General features: G+C 64.4%; 19 protein-coding genes. 13 read left to right on the forward strand and 6 right to left on the reverse strand.

The window, feature by feature from the left end; all coding sequences use genetic code 11:
* Positions 1-29: 29 nt before the first annotated feature.
* Positions 30-761, reverse strand: coding sequence for an SDR family NAD(P)-dependent oxidoreductase (locus QMK33_RS04000; protein WP_283563263.1), 732 nt, complete (start codon positions 759-761; stop codon positions 30-32).
* A gap of 149 nt (positions 762-910) precedes the next feature.
* Between QMK33_RS04000 and QMK33_RS04005 the strand changes: the two genes are divergently transcribed.
* The 3 genes from QMK33_RS04005 (at position 911) to QMK33_RS04015 (ending at position 3928) form a co-directional block, all read left to right on the forward strand.
* Positions 911-1645, forward strand: coding sequence for a YetF domain-containing protein (locus QMK33_RS04005; RefSeq protein ID WP_283563264.1), 735 nt, complete (start codon positions 911-913; stop codon positions 1643-1645).
* Positions 1646-1735: 90 nt separating this feature from the next.
* Entirely contained in the window at positions 1736-2431 is a 696-nt protein-coding gene (locus tag QMK33_RS04010; RefSeq protein WP_283563265.1) for a hypothetical protein, read from the forward strand.
* 147 nt (positions 2432-2578) lie between these two features.
* Positions 2579-3928 (forward strand): lysophospholipid acyltransferase family protein, encoded by a 1350-nt coding sequence (locus tag QMK33_RS04015; RefSeq protein WP_283563266.1) that lies wholly within the window; start codon positions 2579-2581, stop codon positions 3926-3928.
* 144 nt (positions 3929-4072) lie between these two features.
* On the opposite strand, the gene QMK33_RS04020 is transcribed toward QMK33_RS04015, so the two are convergent.
* Complete coding sequence (locus QMK33_RS04020; protein ID WP_283563267.1) at positions 4073-5728, reverse strand: NAD(P)/FAD-dependent oxidoreductase; 1656 nt, start codon at positions 5726-5728, stop codon at positions 4073-4075.
* 95 nt (positions 5729-5823) lie between these two features.
* Between QMK33_RS04020 and QMK33_RS04025 the strand changes: the two genes are divergently transcribed.
* Positions 5824-6450 carry an REP-associated tyrosine transposase gene (locus QMK33_RS04025; RefSeq protein WP_283563268.1) on the forward strand — a complete coding sequence of 209 codons (627 nt, stop codon included), beginning with the start codon at positions 5824-5826 and terminating at the stop codon, positions 6448-6450.
* Positions 6451-6530: 80 nt separating this feature from the next.
* Here QMK33_RS04025 and QMK33_RS04030 read toward each other — a convergent pair whose 3' ends face one another.
* Both QMK33_RS04030 and QMK33_RS04035 read right to left on the reverse strand, forming a co-directional pair.
* Complete coding sequence (locus QMK33_RS04030) at positions 6531-7484, reverse strand: IS481 family transposase (RefSeq protein ID WP_283563269.1); 954 nt, start codon at positions 7482-7484, stop codon at positions 6531-6533.
* A gap of 72 nt (positions 7485-7556) precedes the next feature.
* Positions 7557-8960: a sensor histidine kinase gene (locus QMK33_RS04035; RefSeq protein WP_283563270.1), complete on the reverse strand. Its 1404-nt coding sequence runs from the start codon at positions 8958-8960 to the stop codon at positions 7557-7559.
* 114 nt (positions 8961-9074) lie between these two features.
* Here QMK33_RS04035 and QMK33_RS04040 point away from each other — a divergent pair, with 114 nt between their 5' ends.
* From QMK33_RS04040 to QMK33_RS04050, 3 genes are all read left to right on the forward strand, one after another.
* Positions 9075-10361 (forward strand): McrB family protein, encoded by a 1287-nt coding sequence (locus QMK33_RS04040; RefSeq protein WP_283563271.1) that lies wholly within the window; start codon positions 9075-9077, stop codon positions 10359-10361.
* Positions 10362-10463: 102 nt separating this feature from the next.
* Positions 10464-11498, forward strand: coding sequence for a 5-methylcytosine restriction system specificity protein McrC (locus QMK33_RS04045; RefSeq protein ID WP_283563272.1), 1035 nt, complete (start codon positions 10464-10466; stop codon positions 11496-11498).
* Between the two features lie 223 nt (positions 11499-11721).
* Positions 11722-12993: a hypothetical protein gene (locus QMK33_RS04050; protein ID WP_283563273.1), complete on the forward strand. Its 1272-nt coding sequence runs from the start codon at positions 11722-11724 to the stop codon at positions 12991-12993.
* 87 nt (positions 12994-13080) lie between these two features.
* Here the strand turns inward: QMK33_RS04050 and QMK33_RS04055 are convergent, their stop codons facing one another.
* Complete coding sequence (locus tag QMK33_RS04055) at positions 13081-13377, reverse strand: hypothetical protein (protein ID WP_283563274.1); 297 nt, start codon at positions 13375-13377, stop codon at positions 13081-13083.
* A 153-nt stretch (positions 13378-13530) separates the two neighbouring features.
* On the opposite strand from QMK33_RS04055, the gene QMK33_RS04060 reads away from it, so the two are divergent.
* The 6 genes from QMK33_RS04060 to QMK33_RS04085 all read left to right on the forward strand — a co-directional run bounded on the left by QMK33_RS04060 (position 13531) and on the right by QMK33_RS04085 (position 20303).
* The gene (locus tag QMK33_RS04060; protein ID WP_283563275.1) at positions 13531-14121 is read left to right on the forward strand and encodes an RNA polymerase sigma factor; all 591 of its coding nucleotides are present in this window, start codon (positions 13531-13533) and stop codon (positions 14119-14121) included.
* A gap of 104 nt (positions 14122-14225) precedes the next feature.
* Positions 14226-15377 (forward strand): S1C family serine protease, encoded by a 1152-nt coding sequence (locus QMK33_RS04065; RefSeq protein ID WP_283563276.1) that lies wholly within the window; start codon positions 14226-14228, stop codon positions 15375-15377.
* A 103-nt stretch (positions 15378-15480) separates the two neighbouring features.
* Complete coding sequence (locus QMK33_RS04070) at positions 15481-16350, forward strand: hypothetical protein (RefSeq protein ID WP_283563277.1); 870 nt, start codon at positions 15481-15483, stop codon at positions 16348-16350.
* Positions 16351-16494: 144 nt separating this feature from the next.
* The gene (locus QMK33_RS04075; protein WP_283563278.1) at positions 16495-18222 is read left to right on the forward strand and encodes a DUF1800 domain-containing protein; all 1728 of its coding nucleotides are present in this window, start codon (positions 16495-16497) and stop codon (positions 18220-18222) included.
* 157 nt (positions 18223-18379) lie between these two features.
* A complete protein-coding gene (locus QMK33_RS04080; RefSeq protein ID WP_283563279.1) occupies positions 18380-19960 on the forward strand; it encodes a DUF1501 domain-containing protein in 1581 nt (526 codons plus the stop codon).
* A gap of 103 nt (positions 19961-20063) precedes the next feature.
* On the forward strand, positions 20064-20303 hold the full coding sequence (locus QMK33_RS04085) for a hypothetical protein (RefSeq protein ID WP_283563280.1): 240 nt from the start codon (positions 20064-20066) through the stop codon (positions 20301-20303).
* A 180-nt stretch (positions 20304-20483) separates the two neighbouring features.
* Here QMK33_RS04085 and QMK33_RS04090 read toward each other — a convergent pair whose 3' ends face one another.
* Positions 20484-21341 (reverse strand): septal ring lytic transglycosylase RlpA family protein, encoded by an 858-nt coding sequence (locus QMK33_RS04090; protein ID WP_283563281.1) that lies wholly within the window; start codon positions 21339-21341, stop codon positions 20484-20486.
* Between the last annotated feature and the right edge of the window lie 428 nt (positions 21342-21769).

The following is a 21769-nucleotide window of genomic DNA, read 5'->3' on the forward strand; positions in this document are numbered from 1 at the left end:
CCGGCCCCTTGTGCCGGGGTGCTCTTACTTTACAACTGCGCCAGCCGGCCGCCGTCCACTGTCATGGTGCTGCCGTTGATGAAGTTGGCTTCGTCGGAGGCCAGGAAGCAGATGGTGGCGGCCAGCTCCTCGGGCGTACCAACCTGACCCGTAATGACTTCGGTGCCGTCCATCACGTTGGGGTTGCTGCGCAGCATGGGGGTTTCGACCGCGCCGGGGGCCACCGCGTTGATGCGGGCCTGGGTGTAGGGCACCTCCAGGCTGAGGCCGCGCACGAAGGCTTCGAGGCCACCCTTGCTGGTGGCGTAGGGGGCCACGTTGGGGGTGCTTTGGAAGGCGTGCACCGAGCTGATGGCCACCACAGCCCCGCCCTTCATGTGCGGCACGCACAGCTGGCAGAGCCGGAATAGGGCCCGTAGGTTCACGTTCATCACGCGGTCCCAGTCGGCGGGGTCCAGCTCCAGAATGGGCGTAAACGTCATCATGGCCGCATCACTTATCAGGATGTCGATGCGGTGGTACCGGGCCAGGGTGGTTTCGACGGCGTGCACGAGGTCGGCGTCGTGGCCCACGTCGGTTTTAATAAAGAGGGCGTCGCTGCCCAGGGCCTTGATTTCGGCCTCCACGGCGTGGCCGGCTTGCACATCGCGGCCTATGCAAATAACGGTGGCCCCTTCGCGGCCCAGCCGCACGGCAGTGGCCCGGCCAATACCCGAAGTAGCGCCCGTAACCAGGCAAATTTTATTCTGAAAACGAAACATGAAAAGAGAATGTGCTAACGCTTATAACCAGATTAGCAAACGCGCTCGAAAGCCGGTTGTTTGCTACGGGCCAGCGTTGGGCTAAAAAAGGGGCTGGCCGCCCGGTAGCGGCCCACCTTGCGGCATTCGTTACCGTACAGGTTAGTTCTATGACGCTCCTGGCCACCCTCCTACTCGCGCCCTACGCGCCCTTCGACTGGCAGCGGCTGTGGCTGTCGGACGAGGCTCCGCTCGGCTTTTTGCTCGAAATCGCGTTTCGGAGCGTGGTTATGTTTCTGCTCACCGTGGCGGCGCTGCGGGTGTCGGGCAAGCGCGGGGTGCGGCAGCTCTCGCTCTTCGAGTTTGCCCTGATACTGGTGCTGGGCTCGGCCGCCGGCGATGCCACCATCTACCACGATACGCCGCTGCTGCACGCGGCCACGGTATTCGTAGCGATTATCGCCATGTACGTGCTGTTCAACTACTTAACTGACAAGTACCCGCGCATCGAGCGAATGCTGGAGGGCGCGGCCGAGCTTATCATCGTGGAGGGCGAAATCGACCTGCCCGCCTTTGCCAAGTCGAGCCTCACCGGGCAGGAGCTGTGCGGGCAGCTGCGGCAGCTGCAAGTAGAGCACCTGGGCCAGGTGCGCCGCCTCTACCTGGAGGCCACCGGCGAGATTAGCGTATTCTTTTTTGAGCCCCACGCCGAGCGCCCCGGCCTGCCCATCTGGCCCGAGCTCTACCAGCACCCGCTGCAACAATTGCCCCACGCCGGGCTGTATGCCTGCCACAGTTGCGCCGCGGTGCGCGAACTGCCCACCGGCCCAGCCCCCGCCGCGTGCGGCCGGTGCGGCCCCACCCGCGGCTGGCTGCCCGCCTGCAATACCCCGCGCGTGGCGTAGGAGCGCAACCCGCCGGCCCCTCCTTACGAATACTATCAGGCAGCCTGCTTACGTACTGGCGGCCCCGCACTCACTCTAGCTTCTTTTCCCATGAACCCTACCCCAAATAACACGCCTGGCACCCCCAACCCCCGGTTCGACGCGCCGCTTCCTAAAACGCAGCCTGCTTCGAGCACTGAAGGCTCGACCGTGGAAGACTACAAGCAGAAAGCCAACGAGGGCATTCAGGCCATTCTCGACAGTGGCAAGCAAACCATTGACGAAGGCAAAAGCTGGCTGAAGGACAGCGACCTGGCCGAAAAAGCCAAGGAGTTGCCCCAAAAAGCCAAGGAGCTGGGCAGCCAGGCGCTCAATAGAGTGAACGGCCTGACTAATACCCAGAAGTACGTGAGCGTGGGCCTGGTAGCCGCTGGCGTTGCCTTCCTGATTATCCGGGGCAGCAAGAACAAAGACAAAGGTGAGTACCGCCTGAAGGACCGCCGCTCGCCCTTCTCCAAAAAATCGAACCGCGAAGCTGAGGACAAAGGCAGCCCCCGCGCCCAGCAGCGCCCTTGGGGCAGCAGCCGCTACGGCACCGCCGCCGCCCCCGCCAGCGCCGGCCGCGGCCGCGTAAATGCGGGCAGCAGCCCCAAGCCCGACCACCAGCGCGACCACGGCCAACGCTCCGCAGCGCCCGCCGCCGACCAGCGCCGCGACCAGGGCCCGGCTTCGGGTAGCCGCTACGACGCCACAAAGGGGGGCAGCCAAAACCCCAACAACGCCAACCAGCTCAACAGCGCTTTTTAAGGATGAGTCGTGAAGCGGGAAGGGTGAGTTGAAAATTAAGCTAACCGCACCGTTTTTCAACTCACACCCCATACTTCACACTTCACACTTATCCCCAAAGGGCCGGCTGCCAGCGCAGCCGGCCCTTTGTGCGTAATCTTGCCGCCTATGCTCTTCTACACCGTTATGAAGCCCGTGGTGCGCCTGGGGCTGCGCGTTTTTTTTCGCCGCCTCGAAGTGCGCCACCCCGAGCGGCTGCGCCTGCCCGGCCCGCTCATGCTGTGCAGCAACCACCCCAATACCCTCATGGACCCGCTCGTGACGGCCATTCAGCGCCACGAGCCCATTGCGTTTTTGGCCAAGAGCAGTTTTTTCAAAAACCCCATCCTGGGGGCCATCATGCGCTCGGGCAACTGCATTCCCATTTACCGGCGGCAGGATTCGGAGGGTAGCGCCAACGCGCTGAGCCCCGCGCAACTAACGGCCAGCAACGAGGCCAGCTTCGGGCGCTGCTACGACTACCTGGAGCGCGGCGGCACGGTCATGATTTTTCCGGAAGGCACCAGTGTGAGCGAGCGCCGGCTGCGGCCCCTCAAAACCGGGGCCGCCCGCATTGCGCTGGGTACCGAGGCCCGCCACGATTTCAAGCTGGGCCTGAAACTGGTATGCGTGGGCACCAACTACTTCGACCCCAGCCACTTCCGCTCCGACGTGCTGCTCAACGTGGCCGCCCCCATTGAGGTAGCCAGCTACGCCGCCCGCTACCGCGAAGACCCCGACGCCGCCGCCGATGAGCTGACCGAGGAAATCCGGCTGCGCCTCACGCGCCGCCTCGTCATCAGCCGCGACGCCGCCGACGACCAGCTGGCCCAGCAGGTCGAGCGCACCTTCGGCGACCACCTCAACCCCGATGACGACCCCACCACGCTCTACGACAACTTCCAGCTCAGCCGCACCCTGCTCGATGCCGTGGCCTGGTTTGAGCAGCACGACCCCAACCGCCTGGCTGACCTGCGCAGCACGCTCACCACATATCTAGCTGATTTAGAGAAATATAAGCTCGACGACGACGCCCTCGACCAGAGCCAGCGCCCCGGCACCCGCCTGGCCGACTACCTCAACCTGGTGCTCGGCTTCCCGGTGTGGCTCTACGGGCTGATTACCAACTACGTACCCTACAAAATTCCGTCGGCAGTAGCCGACCGCGCCACCAAGGAAACCGAGTTTATCGCCGCCATTATGCTGGGCGTGGGCATCGTCACATTTCCGCTGGCCTACGCCGTGGAGGACGCCGCCGTGCAGCACTGGACCCACGACTGGCGCCTTGCCGCGCTCTTCGTCATTAGCTTACCCCTGGCGGGCTTCTACGCCCTGGGCTACTGGCAAACCCTGAGCGCCCGCCTCAAGCGCCTGCGCGTGCGCCGGTTGCCCGCCGCCGCGCTGGCGCACCTGCAAGGCCAGCGCACCGCCATCCTGCGCCTGCTCGATGAGGCCCAGGCGGCCTACCTAAGCAAGTAGCAAGTAGCGCGAAGCTGCCGCTTCGTGCGCGAGCGCAGCGAGCAGCTGGCAACCGGGCCGTTCGGTAGCACCTGCAAGAGCCCAGCCGCTCGGTTCCGCCGGCTCGCTGCGCCCGCGCACGAAGCGGAGGCTTCGCGCTACTTGCTACTCATCCAGGTACTGGTGCACGAACTTGATGGCCATGCTGCCCTCGCCCACGGCCGAGGCTACGCGGGCCATGGCCCCGGCGCGGCCGTCGCCGGCGGCGAAGAGGCCGGGCACGCAAGTCTCTAATAGATAGGGCTCCCGGTCTTTTTTCCAGGCGGCCGCGTAGCGCGGGTCGGCCACCAGGTCGCGGCCGGTGAGCAGGTAGCCCTTGGGGTCGCACAGGGCCAGGTGGCACACCCACTCGGTGCTCGGCTTGGCCCCGATGAAGATGAACAGGGCACGGGCGGGGTGCTGCTCGGGCTCCTGGCCTTCGCGCTGAATCACCACGGCTTCGAGGGCCTGCTGGCCGCAGGCTTCGCGCACCTGGGTGAAGGGAAGTATCTCGATGTTAGGCGTCTGGGCAATCTGCTCGATGAGGTACGACGACATGCTGGCCGCCAGGCCCGCGCCCCGAATCACGAGGAACACCCGCGAGGCAAACGCCGCCAAATACATGGCCGACTGCCCCGCCGAATTGCCCCCGCCGATGATGTACACTGGCTGGTCGCTGCAGCTGCGCGCCTCGGTGCGGGCGGCCCCGTAGTACACGCCGGCCCCGCTCAGGCGCGCCAGGCCCGGCGCGTCGAGCGTGCGGTAGCTCACGCCGGTAGTCAGCACCACGGCGCGGGCCTTTATCTGAGTTTTATCACTCAGCGTCAGCACTTTGTAGCCATCCTGAACGCAGAGTTCCGTCACTTCCTGCGGGGCCATGAACTCGGCCCCGAGGCGGGTGGCCTGGCTCCAGGCGCGGTGGGTGAGCTCACTCCCGCTTACGCCGGTGGGAAAGCCCAGGTAGTTTTCGATGCGCGACGACGAGCCAGCCTGCCCACCCAACGTTTGGCGCTCGATAATGAGGGTTTTCAGGCCTTCCGAAGCCCCGTACACGGCCGCCGCCAGCCCGGCCGGGCCGGCCCCAATCACTACTACATCATACAGTGCCTGTTGGGCCTCCACCAGCAGGCCCAGGTGCCGGGCCAGGTCGGGCTTGTTGGGCCGGGCCACGGCCTGGCCATCGGGGCAAATGACGAACGGCAGGTCGTCGGGGGTGAAGCCGTTGGCTTCCATCAGCACTTTGGCCTCGGCATCTTTCTCAAAATCAAGCCATTGGTAGCCCACCATGTAGCCACTGAGAAAGTCCTTGAGTTCGTGCGAGAGCGGCGACCACTGAAAGCCCACCAGCCGCAGGCCCGCAAACGCCGGCCGATAAGTGGCCTGCCAGCTGGCCAGCAGGTCGTGCAGCGTCGGGTAGAGCAGCTGCTCGGGCGGGTCCCAGGGCTTCAGCAAATAGTAGTCGAGCTGCGCCGAATTGATGGCTTTAATTGCGGCCGTAGTATCGGCATACGCCGTGAGCAGCACGCGCTTGGCCTCCGGAAACAGCTCGCGGGCGCGGGTGAGCACCTCCACGCCCTCCACCTCGGGCATGCGCTGGTCGGCCAGCACCAGGGCCAGCGGCTCGGCGCGGGCGCGCAGCTCGGTGAGGGTAGCCAGGGCCTCGGGCCCCGAGTTCACGCTCAAGATGCGGTAGTCCTGCCGAAATTCCTGGCGCAGGTCGCGGGTGATGGCCGCCAACACCTGCGCGTCGTCATCAACCGTGAGAATAATAGGCTTTTTCATAAGAGAATTGTAACATGTAGGGTAAGCTTTAGCTTGCCGCCGCTTAGCGCAGATAGCCGGCAAGCGGCGGCAAGCTAAAGCTTACCCCCACTTCTATGAAGACGCATTACCAGCGCCGGCTACCGCATGTGCTACCACCGGGCGCTGTCATTTTTTTTACGTTTCGCCTGGCCGGCTCCCTGCCAGTGGCAATGATTCAACAACTAGCTGAATCACGAAATATTGAGTTACAAAAAGCTGCAAACGAGCCAGTTGAACATCAATTGGAAATAATTGCAAAAATCAAAAAGCTGCAATTTGCCAGGTTTGATACCTTGCTGGGCCAAGCCAACTACGGCCCCACCTGGGTCAGCAATCCAGGCATTGCCCGCTTGGTAACGGAAGAAATACTAGCCTTGGCTGAGCTGCGCGTTGTGGTGCTTGCCTATTGCCTGATGCCCAACCACGTACACTTGGTAGTACAGCTACCCGACGAAGCTGATTTTTCGGCAAGCCGGATGATGCAGCGCCTCAAAGGCCGCACAGCGCTGGCAGCCAACAAATTACTACACTGCCAAGGGCAGCAGTTTTGGCAGCATGAAAGCTACGACCATGTGGTGCGCCATGGCAAGGAGGAAGAGCGCGTGATAGCCTATGTGCTGAACAACCCGGTAAAAGCTGGCTTGGTATCAGATTGGACAGAATGGCCTTATTCTTATTCGTGCGCCAGTGGAATAATGTAGGGTAAGCTTTAGCTTGCCGCCGCCTGGGCAACAAGCACCTTGTATTGCAACAAGCGGCCCGGACGTCGGCAAGCTAAAGCTTACCTGTATAGTCCCGGAAAGTCATGGGCCGGGTCTCGTATAAAGATACCAGGATTTTGAACGTACTCAGCGCACACGAATTCATATGGGGTTTTGCCGCGTAGCTTTTTGAGGCGTTTACCGCCGTTGTAGGCCCGTAAAAAGGTCTGCAGGTGGGTGTTAAGTTCGGCCTCATCCCGGTAGTGATAGCGGCGAATAGTGGCTTCTTTGAGCGTGCGATTCATCCGCTCGACCTGCCCGTTGGTCCAGGGGTGAGCCACTTTGGTGCAGCGGTGTTCGATGCCGTGCGCCGCGCAGACGGCATCGAACAGGTGGGGTTCGGCCCGCTGGCGGTGAGGCAGTTGAGTGAACTGCACGCCGTTGTCGGTCAGTACTTTAGTAATGATGTAGGGCACCGCAGCCACGACGCGTTGCCAAAAGTCTGCGGCCCGGACCGCTGTCGCCTCCGGGTGCAGTTCGGCAAAGGCCAGCTTGCTGGTGCGGTCAATAGCGACAAAGAGATACAACTTCCCTTCTTCGGTGCGCACTTCAGCAAAATCGACGTGAAAGTAGCCGAGGGGGTAGTGCTTAAACGTCTTTTTAGCTCGGCCTTCAGGGGGTTCTTCGACGGGTAACTGGCTGATGCCATGGCGCTGAAACAGCCGGTGCAGGGCAGACCGGGACAGGTGGGGGATACTTTCCTGCAAGGCGTAGAGGCAATCATCGAGCGGGAGCAGGGTCCGTTGGCGGAAGGCCACGGCGGCGGCCTCTTCCAGGGGGCTTAGCACTGTGGAAACCGGGTTTTTAGGGCCCATCGGGGCATCTTCCGCGCTGGTGCGCCCGCGCCATTTAGCCACCGTTTTGGGGTCTAGCCCGTAGCGGGCAGCTAGTTTGGCGAGGCTGTCCGAACTGGCTTGGATGGCGCGGCGCACGGCCGGTGTTGTGCGGGCGCTGCCATGAAGTACTTGGTCCATAAATTTGTACGAAAGGCAGAATCCAAAACTACACCATGACTTTCCGGGACCATACACTTACCCTACAGCACCTCACACGCTTGGTAGCCAGACCGAAAACTCGGTTTGTCCCGGCACCGAGCGGCCTTCCAAACGCCCGCCGTGCTCCTGCACAATGCGGCGGGCGATGTCGAGGCCCAGGCCGCTGCCTTCGCCGGCTGGCTTGGTGGTGTAAAACGGCTCAAACATATGGGCCAGCACCTCGGGCGAGATGCCGCTGCCATTGTCAGTAATGCTGACGCACACGCCGCTCACTTGCCTGGCGAGCTGCACCATGAGGGTGCCGCCGGAGTCGGGCAGAGCATCAATGGCGTTATCTATCAGGTTGGTCCACACCTGGTTGAGCTGGCCAGCCTCGGCGAGCACGGCGGGGGCATCGGGGGCGTAGGTGCGGGTGAGCTTGGCGTTTTTGTGGCGCAGGGCGTGCTCAAATAAGTTGAGCGTGCTGTCGAGGCCCGTGGTGAGGTTGAGGCGCTCGCGGCCACTGGCGCGGTCCATGTGCGAGTAGGTTTTCACGTTGCCCACGAGCGTGCTGATGCGCTGGCTGGCCTCGTGAATATCGCGGGCCAGGCGCAGGGCCGCGAGGTGGCCTTCGAGCCAGGCCAGCGCGGGCGGGCGGGCCGGGGCGGGCAGCGGGGCCATGAGCGGGGTGAGCGTGGCGGCGGTGTGGCCGGCATCGAGCAGGCTGGGGGCCAGGGCGTAGCCGTCGGAGCAGCCCTGGGTTTCGAGCCAGTCGGCCAGTTCGTCTTCGCAGTCGGCGCGGGCCAGGGCCGAGCGGGGCGGGGAGGCCGGGGCCGCGGCGAGCGCGTCGCCCGAGGCCAGCAGCGCCGCCATAGCCGCGGCGGGCGGGCAGGCCAGCAGCAGGTTTTGGAGCAGTACCGGCTTGCTCTTCAGCATATTGTTGAGCGTGTCGGCGGCGCGGGCAATGGCGGCGGCGGGGTTGTTGAGCTCGTGGGCCAGGCCGGCCGAGAGCTTGCCCAGGGCCCGCATTTTATCGTCGCGCTCTTGGCCACGCACCTCGTCGCGGGCGCGGTCGCTCATCACGCCCACCAGCCGCTGCACCAGTTCGGGGCTCACCTGCTCCAGGGCCGGAAACTCGGTGCGCGGCAGCAGGTACAGGGTCGTTTCGCCCACGGCAACACCCTGGCCCCGAATTACTTGCAAGCGCGAGTAGGGCAGCACGCCCGTGAGCTGGCCGGCCTCCACCCGAAACACGGGCTCGTGGCGGCCGTTGTCGGTGCGGTAGTACTGCATGGTGCCGCCGAGCACGCCCATCATGCGGGTGGCCGGGTCGCCGGCCTGCACCACGGTTTCGCCGTCGGCGTAACGGCACAGCTCACCGTGCGCGCTCAGCCAGCTTAGCACCTCGGCGGGCAGGTTTTGGAAAGCAGTGAGACCGCCAAGCACGGCGGGGTCGAGGGGAAGTTGCTGGGCCATAAATACACTAACCAATTGGTAGCGGTGAAGTTGGCAGCCGGGTCCGCGCGCGGCCAGGCCCGGAAACCCACCGCCCACCGCACCATCGGCCGCAAGTACGCGTTCATTTGCACCGTGACTACCGTTTCCCCGCTCCTACCGCCCACCCCCCTCACCCGCGAGCACGTGCTGCGCGCTCTGCGCCTGGTAGCGCGCGAAGGCCGCCGCCTGCCGCCCAGCACCGTGTACGAGCTGCTGTACCGGGGCCGCCGCTACCCGCCCCGCGCCGTGGCCGAGCTGGCCCACCGCCTGGCCCTGGCCGACCCCCAGGCGCGCTGGCCGCACGCCGCCGGCCAGCCCACCAACGCCCTGCTCGAAGCCCTCGACTTCACCATCGTGGCTAAGCGGCCCATGCTGGCCGCCGCCGGCTCGGCCCAGGACCAGGGCCTGGCCGCCGAGCAGCAGGCCGAAGACCTGTACACCGGCTCCGAAACATCGCTCAAAAGCTCGGAGCTACTGGCCGCCGAGCCCACCGCCGCCTACGCCGCCCCGCCCGCCGCCTACACCAAAGCCGACGCCCTGGCCGAGCTGTTTACCACTGAGGCTGAGCTAGATGCCGCGCTGGCCGGCCTGCGCCGCCGCCGGGCGCTGCTGTTGCAGGGCCCGCCCGGCACCGGCAAAACCTACCTGGCGCGCCGCCTGGCCTGGCTGCTGCTGGGCGCGCGCGACGAAAGCCGCATCGAGCTGGTGCAGTTTCACCCCAGCTACGGCTACGAAGACTTTATGCTGGGCTTCCGGCCGGGGGCCGATGGGCAGTTTCAGCTGGTGCCGGGCGTGCTGCCGCTGCTGTGCCAGCGCGCCGCCCAAGACCCCGAACGCCCTTATTTCCTGCTGATTGATGAGCTGAACCGGGGCAACGTGGCCCGCATTTTTGGCGAGCTGTTGCTGCTACTGGAGCCCGATAAGCGCGGCCCCGCCCACGCCCTGCGCCTGCCCTACGCGCCGCCCGGCGCGCCCCGGTTTTTCGTGCCCGAAAACCTCTACGTTATCGGCACCCTCAACCTGGCCGACCGCTCGCTGGCTCCGCTCGACTACGCCCTGCGCCGACGCTTTGCGTTCGTGGCCATGCGGCCGCAGTTTGGCGAGCACTTGCGTAAATTATTATCAACTAATGAGTTACCTAAATCGCTCATTGACTTGATAACCGAGCGCCTGGCGGCCCTCAACCACGTCATCGCCGCCGACCCCGAGCTGGGGCCCGATTTTGAAGTGGGCCACAGCTACTTCTGCGCGCCGCCCACCGCGCCGGCCGAGACGTGGCTGCGCCTGATTTTAGAACAGGAAATCGGCCCGTTGCTGGCCGATTATTGGCGCGAGCAGCCCGACCGCGCCGCCGCGCAGCTGCGCAAGCTGGTGTTGTAGGGTAAGCTTTAGCTTGCCGGCCGTCGCGCCTTGCCGCCAGTGCCGCGCAACGACCGGCAAGCTAAAGCTTACCCTACTTATTTACTCGTCACCCATTATCGCTTGATTCCGCTCGCCACGCTCTACTATCTGCTGTGCTACGCCTGGCAGCGCCTGCCCGAGCCGGCCGTGCTGCAAGCCACCGAGGCCGCGCCCTTTCACCGCCCGCTGGAGCTGCTTACGCAAATGCTATTGCACGCCGCCGGCCAGCTGCTGCGCACCGGCCTGCCGCTGGCTTTTATCAGCAACCAGCAAGAAGTGAGCGAGTTGCGCGGGCGCATTGAGCTGGCGCTTACGCTGGGCCGGGGCCTGCTGCCGCAGGGCCGCGCCGTGTGCACCTTCGACGAGCTGAGCCCCAACCAGCCGCTGCACCAGCTGCTGGCCGGCACGCTGGCGGCCCTGGCCCCGCACCCCGGCCTGCCGCTGGCCCTGCGCAGGCAGGTGAGCCAGCTGCGCCGCCGCCTGCCGGCCGCGGTGCAGCCACTGGCCCCCGCCGCGCCGGTGTTTGCCGCGCTGCGCCGCCAGCGGCTGGCGGCGAGCGGGGCGTTTTTGCTGCACATCTGCGAGCTGATTTACGAAACCGCGCTGCCCGCGCCGGCCGAGGACGGCCGTGGCCGCTTCGCCGATTTCCGGCGTGATGAGCGGCTGATGGCCCGGCTCTTCGAGCAGGCCGTGCGCAACTTCTACCGCCACGAGCAGCGCCAGTACCGCGTATTTACCGAAACGATTACCTGGCAAGCTGAAGCGGCTAATGCGCAAGACATGAGCCTCTTGCCTACCATGCTCACCGATACCACCCTGGAGAGCCCGGCCCGCAAAATCATCCTCGATACCAAGTACTACGCCGCCGCCCTGCGCCCGCGCTACGACCAGCCGCGCCTCATTGCGCCGCACCTCTACCAACTCTACGCGTACCTCCAAAACCTGCGGCCCGCCCCCGGCCAGGCCCTGGAGGGCATTTTGCTCTACCCCGCCGCCACGGCCGCCGTGGATGTGCGCTACACGCTCGGCGGCCACCCGGTGCGCATCGTTACCCTCGATTTACACCAGCCCTGGCCGGGTATCGCGGCTGCTTTATTGGGCTTGGTGGCTGGTTAAGCTGGCCTCCAGGCTCGTAGGGGTGGGCGGCCTTATCGGCCTGCTCAGCGCTAGTCAAAGGGTAAGCTTCCGCACCAGATTTAGGCAGCCCTGCGTGCAGCTTCCGGCGCTACGCTTGCCTCTTGAGTTAGCGAAGGGTTTGGAGATACACCGCCCTACGAGCTAAAAACCAGCCGCCCAAAATTTGGTGCGGGAGCCCCAGTCTAAAAGCAGCCCCATTCCCGTGAAAACCTTCACCCTCAGTCACATCCCGCACATTCAGGATTTTCAATTTCTCACGGATTCGTCCGGCTTCGTGCTCGACGGCGCGGGGCACCTGCACCGGTTTGTGGGCAATACGACCGAGCTGGTGGCAACGCCGCCGGGCTTCAGGGTTGCCCATTTTCATTTTATCACGCCCCGCTACGGGGCTATTGTGGGCAATGCTACTCCCGGCGAGCCCGCGCCTCAGCAAGGTGGCCTTGGGGGCGCGGGGCTGCTGGCCACACTGCTAGTACTGCTGGCGCTGGCCCTTCGCCGGCGGCGACGGCCGGCGGCGCGGGTAGTGGCCGGGCTGCTGGCCGGCCTGGCCGGGGCGGCTACCCTTGTGGCGTGCAGCCCCGCCTGGCACGCGTATCGCCGGGCCGATGCCAGTTCCGCGGCCACTACCCTACTCACGCGCACCCAGCTGGAGCCGGGGGCCTATCATTATTATTTGCCTAATAAAAAGCAGCAGGCCTTTATCGCCATCACGCGCAGCCAGGGCCAGGCCTGGGATACGCACCGGATTCCTACCAGCTTCTTTACTACTGCGTTAACCGCAATTGGCGATAACTTTTTGGTGGGCACCTACGCCAACGAGCAGGAAGGCCCGCTGCCCCTGCACGGCGACGGCGACATCTGGCTCTACGGTACCGATGCGACCTATGCCAGGCAGCTGGCCGGTAATACGCCGCAGCACCCCTTTCACCTGCGCGTGAGCCGGGGCATCGTCGGCTTTACCCAGGCCGATTCGCTGCTCCTGGTTTTTGGCAGCGACCGCATGCCCACGCTCCCAGCCAATGAGCTGAGCGCCACGCCGGGCAACATCTACACGCTGCCCCTGGCGCTGGGCCCCCACGCCAGGCTCATCGATGTGCCCGACACGGTGGACGTGCGCTCGCTGGCCACCTCCGCCACCGGCGAGCTGTGGGCCACGCTCGCTGGCCGCAAGCCGCACGTGGCGCACGGCAAGCTCTTTTACGTGCCGCTGCCCACCAAGCGGCTGCTGCGCTTTGGCCGGGGCCAGTGGCAGGCAGTGGCCTTGCCTGAGGCGCGCAGCTTCGAGCAGGTGGCCTTTGTGCCAGGCACCCACGCCGGCTACCTGCTCACCGAGGCCGGCGAGCTGCTCGAAACCCGAAACGATGGCCAAGACTGGCGCAAAGCCGCGCCGACCGGCATCCGCAAAATGCACCCTTATCAGCGAGCCATTACGCTGCTGCGGGGTGAAAACCAATTACTTATCGATAAAATATAGCCCACGCCCCAGACCCGAAAAAGGGCCCGCGCATTGCTGCGCGGGCCCTTTCAGCTAGAAACTACGCTGGGCTAGGCCCAGCCGTAATTACTTCTTAACCTCTTCGGTCGTAGTGGTGGTGCTGCTAGCAGCAGGAGCCATTGCGCCATCAGCAGCAGGAGCCATTTTGCCATCGGTAGCAGGAGCCATTGCGCCGTCAGCAGCGGGAGCCATTGCACCATCGGCAGCAGGAGCAGCCATGGTCGAAGTCGAATCCGTAGTCGTGGTCATGGTCGACTCGGTAGCGGGCGTAGTGGTGGTGGTTTCGGTAGTAGCAGTCTTCGACTCGCACGAAACCATGCCAACGGTCAGGAACAGGGCGGCAACTTTCAGTAGGTTGTTCATCTTGGGGTAAATTTGAAAAGGGATTGTCTTAAAATCTGCCCTTAATGCCGGCGCTACGGATAGGTAACCCGGCGGTTACAAAGTTTTTTTTAAAAAGTTTTTCATGGGTTACTAATGCCCCTCAGCCGGCATTAAGCCCCGAAGCGAATGAACATGGATAGCACAACGGCGCTGGCCGCCGACGCCCAACTTATCCGAGCCATCCACAGTGGCGACGAACGGGCCCTCAGCCAGCTATACCGCCTGCACTGGCCGATGGTGTCGCACTTCGTACTGCAAAATAGCGGCTCGGAGGACGATGCCCGCGACGTGTACCAGGAGGGGGTAATGGTATTTTATGAGAAGGTGCGCGAAGGCTCGCTGGAGCTGAGCTGCCAGATTAAAACCTACCTATACGCCGTCTGCCGCCGCCTGTGGCTCAAGCGCTTAACTACCAAGAGCCGGCTGCACGGTGTGCGCCTGCTCGATGAGGAAGAGCATGGCCCCTACCTCAATACCGGGGCCGAGGACGACGTGCAGGAAGCCGAGGAGCGCGACCGGCGCTTTGCCACCATGAGCGAGGCGCTCACCCACCTGGGCGAGCCCTGCCGCTCGCTGCTCGAAGGCTTTTACCTGCTCGAAAAATCGATGCTCGACCTCACGGCGGAGCACGGCTACACCAACGCCGACACCGCCAAAACCCAGAAGTACAAGTGCTTAACGCGCTTGAAGAAGTTGTTTTTTGCCAGTTATAAAGAAGCTTAATCTTTAGCTGTTAGCCACTAGCTGCTAGCCGTTAGCTCTCGTTCATAGGGCTCACTGCAAAAAGCTATCAGCTACTAGCTATCGGCCAACAGCTAAAAGCCAACATGCAAACCGAAGCCGATTACTACGCCCTTTTTGAAGCTTACCAGCGCGGTGAGTTGGCGGCCGGCGCGCGGGCCAGCCTCGAAGCCCGGCTCGGGGCCGAGCAGCGGCTGGGCCAGCTCTACGCCGAGTACCTCGACCTCACGGGTACGCTGAACGCCTACGGCGAGCGCCGCCGCACCCGCCACACTATCAGCGCGTTGCACGAGGCCATGCTGGCCGCCGAAGCCACCCCGGTAGTCGAAACCACCCTCACGCACTCGGTGAACCCGCTGCTGCGCATTTCGCGCACCGAGCGCAAGCTGCGCGAGTTCTGGAGCGGGCACCGTGCCACGGTGGGCGTGGCCGCTTCGGTGGCGGTGCTGGCCGTGTTCAGTACCCTGCTGGGCCTGGATGTGTGGCGCTCGGCCAACCTGCCGACCACGGGCCTGCGCGAGCTACGGCTAGAAGTAGCCCAGATAGTGCGCAGCCAGAAGGCCCTGAGTCGTAAGGTAGATAACCGCATGGGCGACGTGAGCGCGCCGCCAGTGCGCGTCAATAAGTTTAGCGGCACGGGCTTCGCCCTCACGGCCGATGGCTACATCGTAACCAGCGCCCACGTTATTAAAGGGGCCGACTCCTTACTAGTAGAAGGCCGCGACCACCAGCGCTACCACGCCGAAACGGTGTACGCCGACAGGAAGCACGACCTGGCCATTTTGCGCATCAAGGACCGCGATTTCAAAACCTTTGGCCGGCTTCCCTACACCTTCAAGGCCGGGCAGGCCGACTTGGGTGAGCGCGTGTACACGCTGGGCTATCCGCGCGAAGACGCCGTGTACGGCGAGGGCGCGCTGAGCGCCCGCTCGGGCTACGACGGCGACACGGCCTTTTACCAGGTGAGCATTCCGCTGAACCCCGGCAACTCGGGCGGCCCGCTGCTCGATGCGCAGGGCAACCTGATTGGCGTGGTAAGCAGCCGCCAAGATGACGTGCTGGGCGCGGCCTTCGCCACCAAGTCGTCGTACCTGGTGCGGCTCGTCGATTCACTCAAAAACCGGCAGCCCGAGGCGACCTACCGCCTGCCCCACACCAACCAGCTGGCCGGCGCTGGCCGCCCGCAGCAGCTGAAGCGCCTGCAAGACTTCGTGTTTGTGGTGCGGGTGTACGAATAAGCTACGCTTCTTTTTTATCCCTTTTTCTGTGTGAGCTTGAAAGCCCTGCCGCCCGGCGGGGCTTTTTTGGTAGCTTGCCCACCGGCCCCTTGCGCCGTAGCCTATGCACGTAGTTTACCTCGTTTTTGGCCCCAACGCCGCCAACCACACGCAGGCGTATTTTTCCATTCTCACGTTTTTGCGGCAGCCGGCGGCGCTGAGCGGCATTACGGTGGTTACCGACCGGCCCGATTTTTATGCTCGGCTGGGCGCGCGCGTGCGGCGGCTGCCCGTGAGTGCCGCCCTGCTGCGCGAGTGGGAAGGCCCGCACCAGTTCTTTTGGCGCGTCAAGATAAAAGCCCTGGAAGCCGTGGCCGCCGCCTGCCCCGGCCAGGCCCTGCTCTACCTCGACTCCGATACCTTTTTGGGGGGCCAGGCCACCGACCTGACCCAGGCGCTGGCCGCCAACACTGCCCTCATGCACGAGTCCGAGGGGGAGCTGGCGGCCCTGCCCAGCAAAACCGAGCGCCTGATGTGGCAGCAGCTGCGAGGCCGTCCTTGGGAAGGCATTAGCCTGGCTGGCAACACGTTGATGTGGAATGCCGGCGCGGTGGGCATTCCCGCTGGGCGCACCACGGCGGCCATCGCGCTGGCGCTGCGACTCTGCGATGCCTGGTGCGCAGCGGGCGTTACGCGGCGGCTCATCGAGCAACTGGCCCTGTCGGTGGCGCTGGCCGAAACCGGGCCACTGGCGGCGGCCAGCGCCAGCATTGGCCACTACTGGAGCGCCAAGCCCGAGTGGAACCAGCCCATCGCCGCCTTCCTGCTCGCCTCTTTTCTACAAACCCGCCCGGTGGAGGACGAAGTGGCCGCGCTGGCCGGTTTCGACTTCGGCGCGCAGCCGGTGAAGCAGCGCGTGAAGGCCACCCGCGGCCGCCTCGAAGGCCTGGCCGAGCGGCTGTTCCCCAATCAGCAGCAGGAGTTTTGGCGGTGAGCCACCCCGGTTGCTCGCCCCAGCCAGCCCCCGCCAATGAGTGAAGAAGTGGTGAGTAATTTTTTAGGTAAAATTTTGTTTATCAGCCACTAAACTTTCGCGGGCTTCGCCTATCTTTAAGCAGCACTCCTTTCGCCGCTGCCTATGAACCGCCGAGCTTTCCTCCAACCCAAGCCGGTTGCGCAGCCCGCGCCCGCTTTTGCCGCCGCCGCGTGGTCTGGCCCCGTTCCGGCCGCCGACCTGCCCGAAACCCTGAGCCCCTACGCCAACCGGGCGCTGCCGGCCGGCCTGCGCACCACGGCCGCTACGCTGGCCCCGTATGCCGGGCCGTGGGGCCTGCCCCAGGCGTCGCACCTGCTGCGGCGCTGCCTGCCGGGGCCCACGCGCGGCGAAATGCAGGCCGCCGCGGGCTCCTCGCTGACGGCGGTGCTCACCGGGCTGCTGGCCGCGCCCGCCGCCCCGGCCCCACCCGTGAGCGTGAGTGCCACCGACACCACCGTGCCCCTGGGCCAAACGTGGGTGGGCCAGGCCTTCGACCAAACGCTGGAGGGCGCGCGCCGCACCTCGCTGCGCGACTGGTGGCTGGGCCAGCAGCTCACGCAGGGCCCCTCGCTGAGCGAGCAGATGACGCTGTTCTGGCACAACCACTTTGTGATGGAGTTTGGCAACATCGACAGTGCGCAGTACGGCTACGAGTACGTGCGGCTGCTGCGCCAGCACGCCCTCGGAAACGTGCGCCAACTCGCTAAGGACGTGACTATTACCCCGGCCATGCTGCGCTACCTCAACGGCAACGCCAGCACCGCCACCGCCCCCAACGAGAACTACGGCCGCGAGCTGCTGGAGCTGTTTACGCTAGGTAAGGGGCCGCTCATCGGAGCCGGCAACTACACCACCTACACCGAGGCCGACGTGCAGGCCGCCGCCCGGGTGCTCACCGGCTGGCGCGACCAGGCCGCCACCGTGGCCGGCTACTTCACGGCCAGCCGCCACGATGCCAGCACCAAGCAGTTTTCGGCCGCCTTTGGCAATGCGCGCATTGCACCCAACGGCGCCAGCGAGTACCAGGATTTGCTGAACCTCATTTTCCGGCAGCCGGCCACGGCCGCGTTTCTGGTGCGCAAGCTCTACCGCTGGTTTGTGTACTATGTGATTGATGACCAAGTAGAAAGCGATATTATTCAGCCGCTGGCTACCTTGCTCATTGCCAGCAACTACGAGGTGGTGCCGGTGCTGCGGGCGCTGTTTGGCTCCCAGCATTTTTTTGACGCGGCCAACGTGGGCTGCCTCATTAAGAGCCCGCTGGCCTTTACCGTGGGCGTGGCGCGGCAGTTTGAGCTGGCGCTGCCGCCGGCCAGCAGCCCGGTGGCGCAGTATGGCCTCTGGGACTACCTCTACGCACTGGCCAATGTGCAGCAGCAAACCCTCGGCGACCCGCCCAACGTGGCCGGCTGGGCCGCCTACTACCAAACGCCGCAGTACCACGAGCTGTGGATAAACGCCGTGACGCTGCCCCGCCGCAACCAAACCACCGACCTGCTGCTGGGCACCACCGGCTACACCCGCAACGGGGCCACCCTGCGGGCCGACCTCGTGGCCTGGGTGCAGGCCCTGCCCGCCGCCACCGCCCAGGATGCCAACCTCGTCATTGCCGAATTTGCGCAGTTGATGGTGGCCATCGACCTCACGGCGAACCAGTTGGCTTTTCTGAAAAACGCCCTCATCCCCGGCCTGCCCGACTTTGAGTGGACCAGCGAATGGAACCAGTTTTTGGCCACGCCTACCAATATGGCCAAGCGCGCGGCGGTGGCCAGCAAGCTTTCGGCCATGGCGCGGGCACTGGCCGGCCTGGCCGAGTACCAGCTGAGTTGAAAAACCCGGTCATTGCGAGGAGGCACGACGAAGCAATCTTTCCTTGCTGGGCGCGCTAGTTGTTTGGTATCAATTTTTTAGACATTGCTTCGGGCGGCACCAACGGCAAGGAAGGATTGCTTCGTTGTGCCTCCTCGCAATGACAACACGTACCCCTATGAAACGCCGCGACTTTCTCCAAACTTCCGCCGCGGCCACTACGGGCGTGGCTTTGCTCAGCGGCTTCCCCATTGGGGCCTACGGCTACACGGCCGAGCTGGCGGCGCTCACCAACGCTGCCACTGCTACCGATAAGGTGCTGGTAATCGTGCAGTTGCAGGGCGGAAACGACGGCCTGAACATGATTATTCCCGTGGACCAGTACGCGGCCCTGGCGGCGGCGCGGCCCAGCATCATGCTGCCCCCGGGCCAGGTGCTGCCCCTCACGGCGGCCACCGGCCTGCACCCGGCCATGGCCACGGCCCAGCAGCTGTTCAAAAACGGCCAGCTGGGCGTGGTGCAGAGCGTGGGCTACCCCAACCCCAACTTCTCGCACTTCCGGGCCACCGATATCTGGACGTCGGGCTCCAGCTCCGACGTGGTGCTGACCACCGGCTGGGGCGGGCGCTACCTCGACGGCGAGTTTCCGGGCTTCCCCACCGGCTACCCCAGCCCCCAAAACCCCGACCCGCTGGCCGTGAGCATCGGCTCGGTGGTGAGCAACTGCGTGCAGGGGCCGGTGGTGAACATGGGCATGGCCATTGCCAGTACGTCAAGCTTTTACCAGCTACTGAGCGGCGGCGTGGATGCCGCGCCCGCCACCCCGGCGGGGCACGAGCTCACGTTTATCCGGCAGGTGGTGAGCCAGACGCAGGTGTACACCACGGCCATTCAGGCGGCGGCGGGCAAGGCCAAAAACCTGTCGCCCCTCTACCCCGCCGCCGGCCAAAACGCGCTGGCCGACCAGTTCAAGATAGTGGCCCAACTGGTGGCCGGCGGCCTCAGCACCCGCATCTACGTGTGCCAGCTGGGGGGCTTCGACCTGCACTCGCAGCAGGTGCCCACCACGGGCACCACCACCACGGGCGCGCACGCCACGCTGCTGGGCAAAATCGCCGACGGCATCAACGCCTTTCAGGACGACCTGCGCCGCCTCGGCGTGCAGGACCGGGTTATCGGGATGACGTTTTCGGAGTTTGGCCGGCGCATCAAAGCCAATTCGGGCTACGGCACCGACCACGGCGCGGCAGCCCCGCTCATCGTGTTTGGGGCGCAGGCCAACCCGCTGGTGCACGGCCCCAACCCCCAGCTGCCCGCCAACGCCGGCGTGAATGACAACGTGGCCATGCAGGTGGATTTCCGCAGCGTGTACACGAGCATTCTCAAAGACTGGTTTCAGGTGCCGCAAGCCACGCTCAATCAGCTCTTTGGCCAGAGCTTCCCCTACGTACCGGTTATCAGGCAGGCGGTGCTGGCTACCACGCCGGGCGCGGCCCCGGTGGTGGGCTTCAGCGTGTACCCCAACCCGGCGGCGGGCCAGGCCACGGCCCTGTTTGAGAGCCAGGGCGAGGCCGTGCAGCTCAGCTTGTTTGACGGGCTGGGGCGCGAGGTGCGCCGCTACGTGGCCGGCCGCGCGCTGGGCACCGGCCCGCAGCGCGTGCCGCTCGATGTGCGCGGGCTGGCTCCCAGCACCTACCACTGCGTGGTGCGCGAGGCCAGCCGCAGCAGCGCGCTCGTGTTGGTGGTAGCGGGTGAGTAAGCAAAATAAGCTGCGCAGGAACACCCACGGGCTTTTTGCGTAGAAGCCTTGCAACGGGCAGCTGCCCACTTCTTTTGCCAACTCACCCCAACTTGCCTTTCTCATGGCTGACCAGCTTCAACAACTCGATAAAATTGATTTTCAAGACGTTATTCGCACCGTAGAGAGCGCCGTGAACGTGTTTCAGGGTAAAACCGAGCACATGGACGACCTGCTCAAAAACGGCGGCACCCTGCTGCGCAAAGCCGCCAAGAGATTCACCTCTACCCAGCTTATTTTGACCGTGGCCGCCGTGGCCGTAGTAGCTATCGTGGTGATAAACCGCGCTATGGAGGAAGAATAGACGACCTGACGCCACACGCAAAAGCGGCTCTCCCATTCGGGAGAGCCGCTTTTATGTTTACAGACAACTACTTGCCTATCAGTATCTTATCGTAAATTCGTAGGAAGTAGGGAGAAAAGTTGCTTTCGCAGTACCCTGCCAGCGAGGGGCTGCTTTCGCTTGTGCTACCCAGCTTGCGCGCTACTCCTGGGCAGCAGCCAGGGCCAGGGGGACGCTGCCCACGGGCGGGGCGGCCATTTTGTGCGCCCCCAGGGCCCCCTGCTCGGTGGGCAGCTGGCACACCAGGCCGGCAATGCCCCACAGCTGGAGGTTGCGGCGCACGGTTTCGGCGGCCAGCCAGCTATCGAGCTGGCCCACCACCACGCGGTTGAGCGGGCGGCCCGCTACGGTCACGTTTACCACCTCGGCCGGCAGGGCCTGGTCGAGGGTCAGGATGCGGGCGAGCTGGGCCTGGGCCGTCAGCACGTCGGCAAAGGTGCCGGCCTGCACCACAAAGTGCGACGTGGCAGCGGTATCGAGCGGCCCGGCCAGCGCCATGGGGGCTAGGGCGCTGGCCGGGGTAGCGGTAGCCGCTACGGCATCGGTCGCTGCTTCGGCCGGGATGGCGGGCAGCAGGTAGGCCGTGAAGGGGGCCTGGGGGTTGGGGTCGGCTTCCTTCAGGTCAGCGAGGTTGTCGGGGGTTTCGGCGAGGCCCAGCGGCGTGGTGGCGGGCACTACTTCGGCCACTACGGTGGCGGCGCCGGCCTCGATGAGGCCCAGCGGGCGGGCGGCCACTTCGGCCAGGTCGATGATGCGCTCGTGGCGAAACGGCCCGCGGTCGCTCACGCGCACCACCACCGTAGCGCCAGTGCTGAGGTTGGTAACCCGCAGGCGGGTGCCGAAGGGCAAGGTTTTGTGCGCGCAAGTGTACTTGAAGCGGTTGAAGCGCTCGCCGCTGGTCGTTTTCATGCCCTGGAAGTACTTACCATACCACGAGGCCCGGCCCCGCAAAATGGTGGAGTAGCCCTCCTGGGCCGCCGGAATAACGGTAGGCAGCATCCGCGGAATGTGGGTGCGCCGGTGTAAGTGGCTGGTACGTTGTAGCTTATGCGTACGAGTAGTGTGGTGCAGCTTGTGGGTGCGGGTGGCACGAGCTGAGGCCGGCAGCGCCAGCCCTGCTCCCAGCGCCAGCCAGCAAAGGCAGCGCAGTAAAACAGCAGAAAAAAGAAAGGGTGGTTGCGAAAACGTCATCCAGTTTAGTCGATGGTGAACTAACCGAATGTAACCCGGCCTCCGGCAAAAACAATTATGGGTTCTGACCAGCAGGATGAAGATTTATTTTTAATTGCACTTTTTATAGAAAGCTTGCATTTACCTTACCCAGCTACCCGGGGCTTAACCCACAATTGTGTTTCCTAAAGGCACTTTATGGGTCGTTTTTGTATTTTTCCGAGGCAGTATCCCGAATTAGATTATCCGACGGGTAC

The sequence above is a fragment of the Hymenobacter sp. H14-R3 genome, from assembly GCF_030063445.1.
In the GTDB taxonomy this organism is placed as follows: domain Bacteria; phylum Bacteroidota; class Bacteroidia; order Cytophagales; family Hymenobacteraceae; genus Hymenobacter.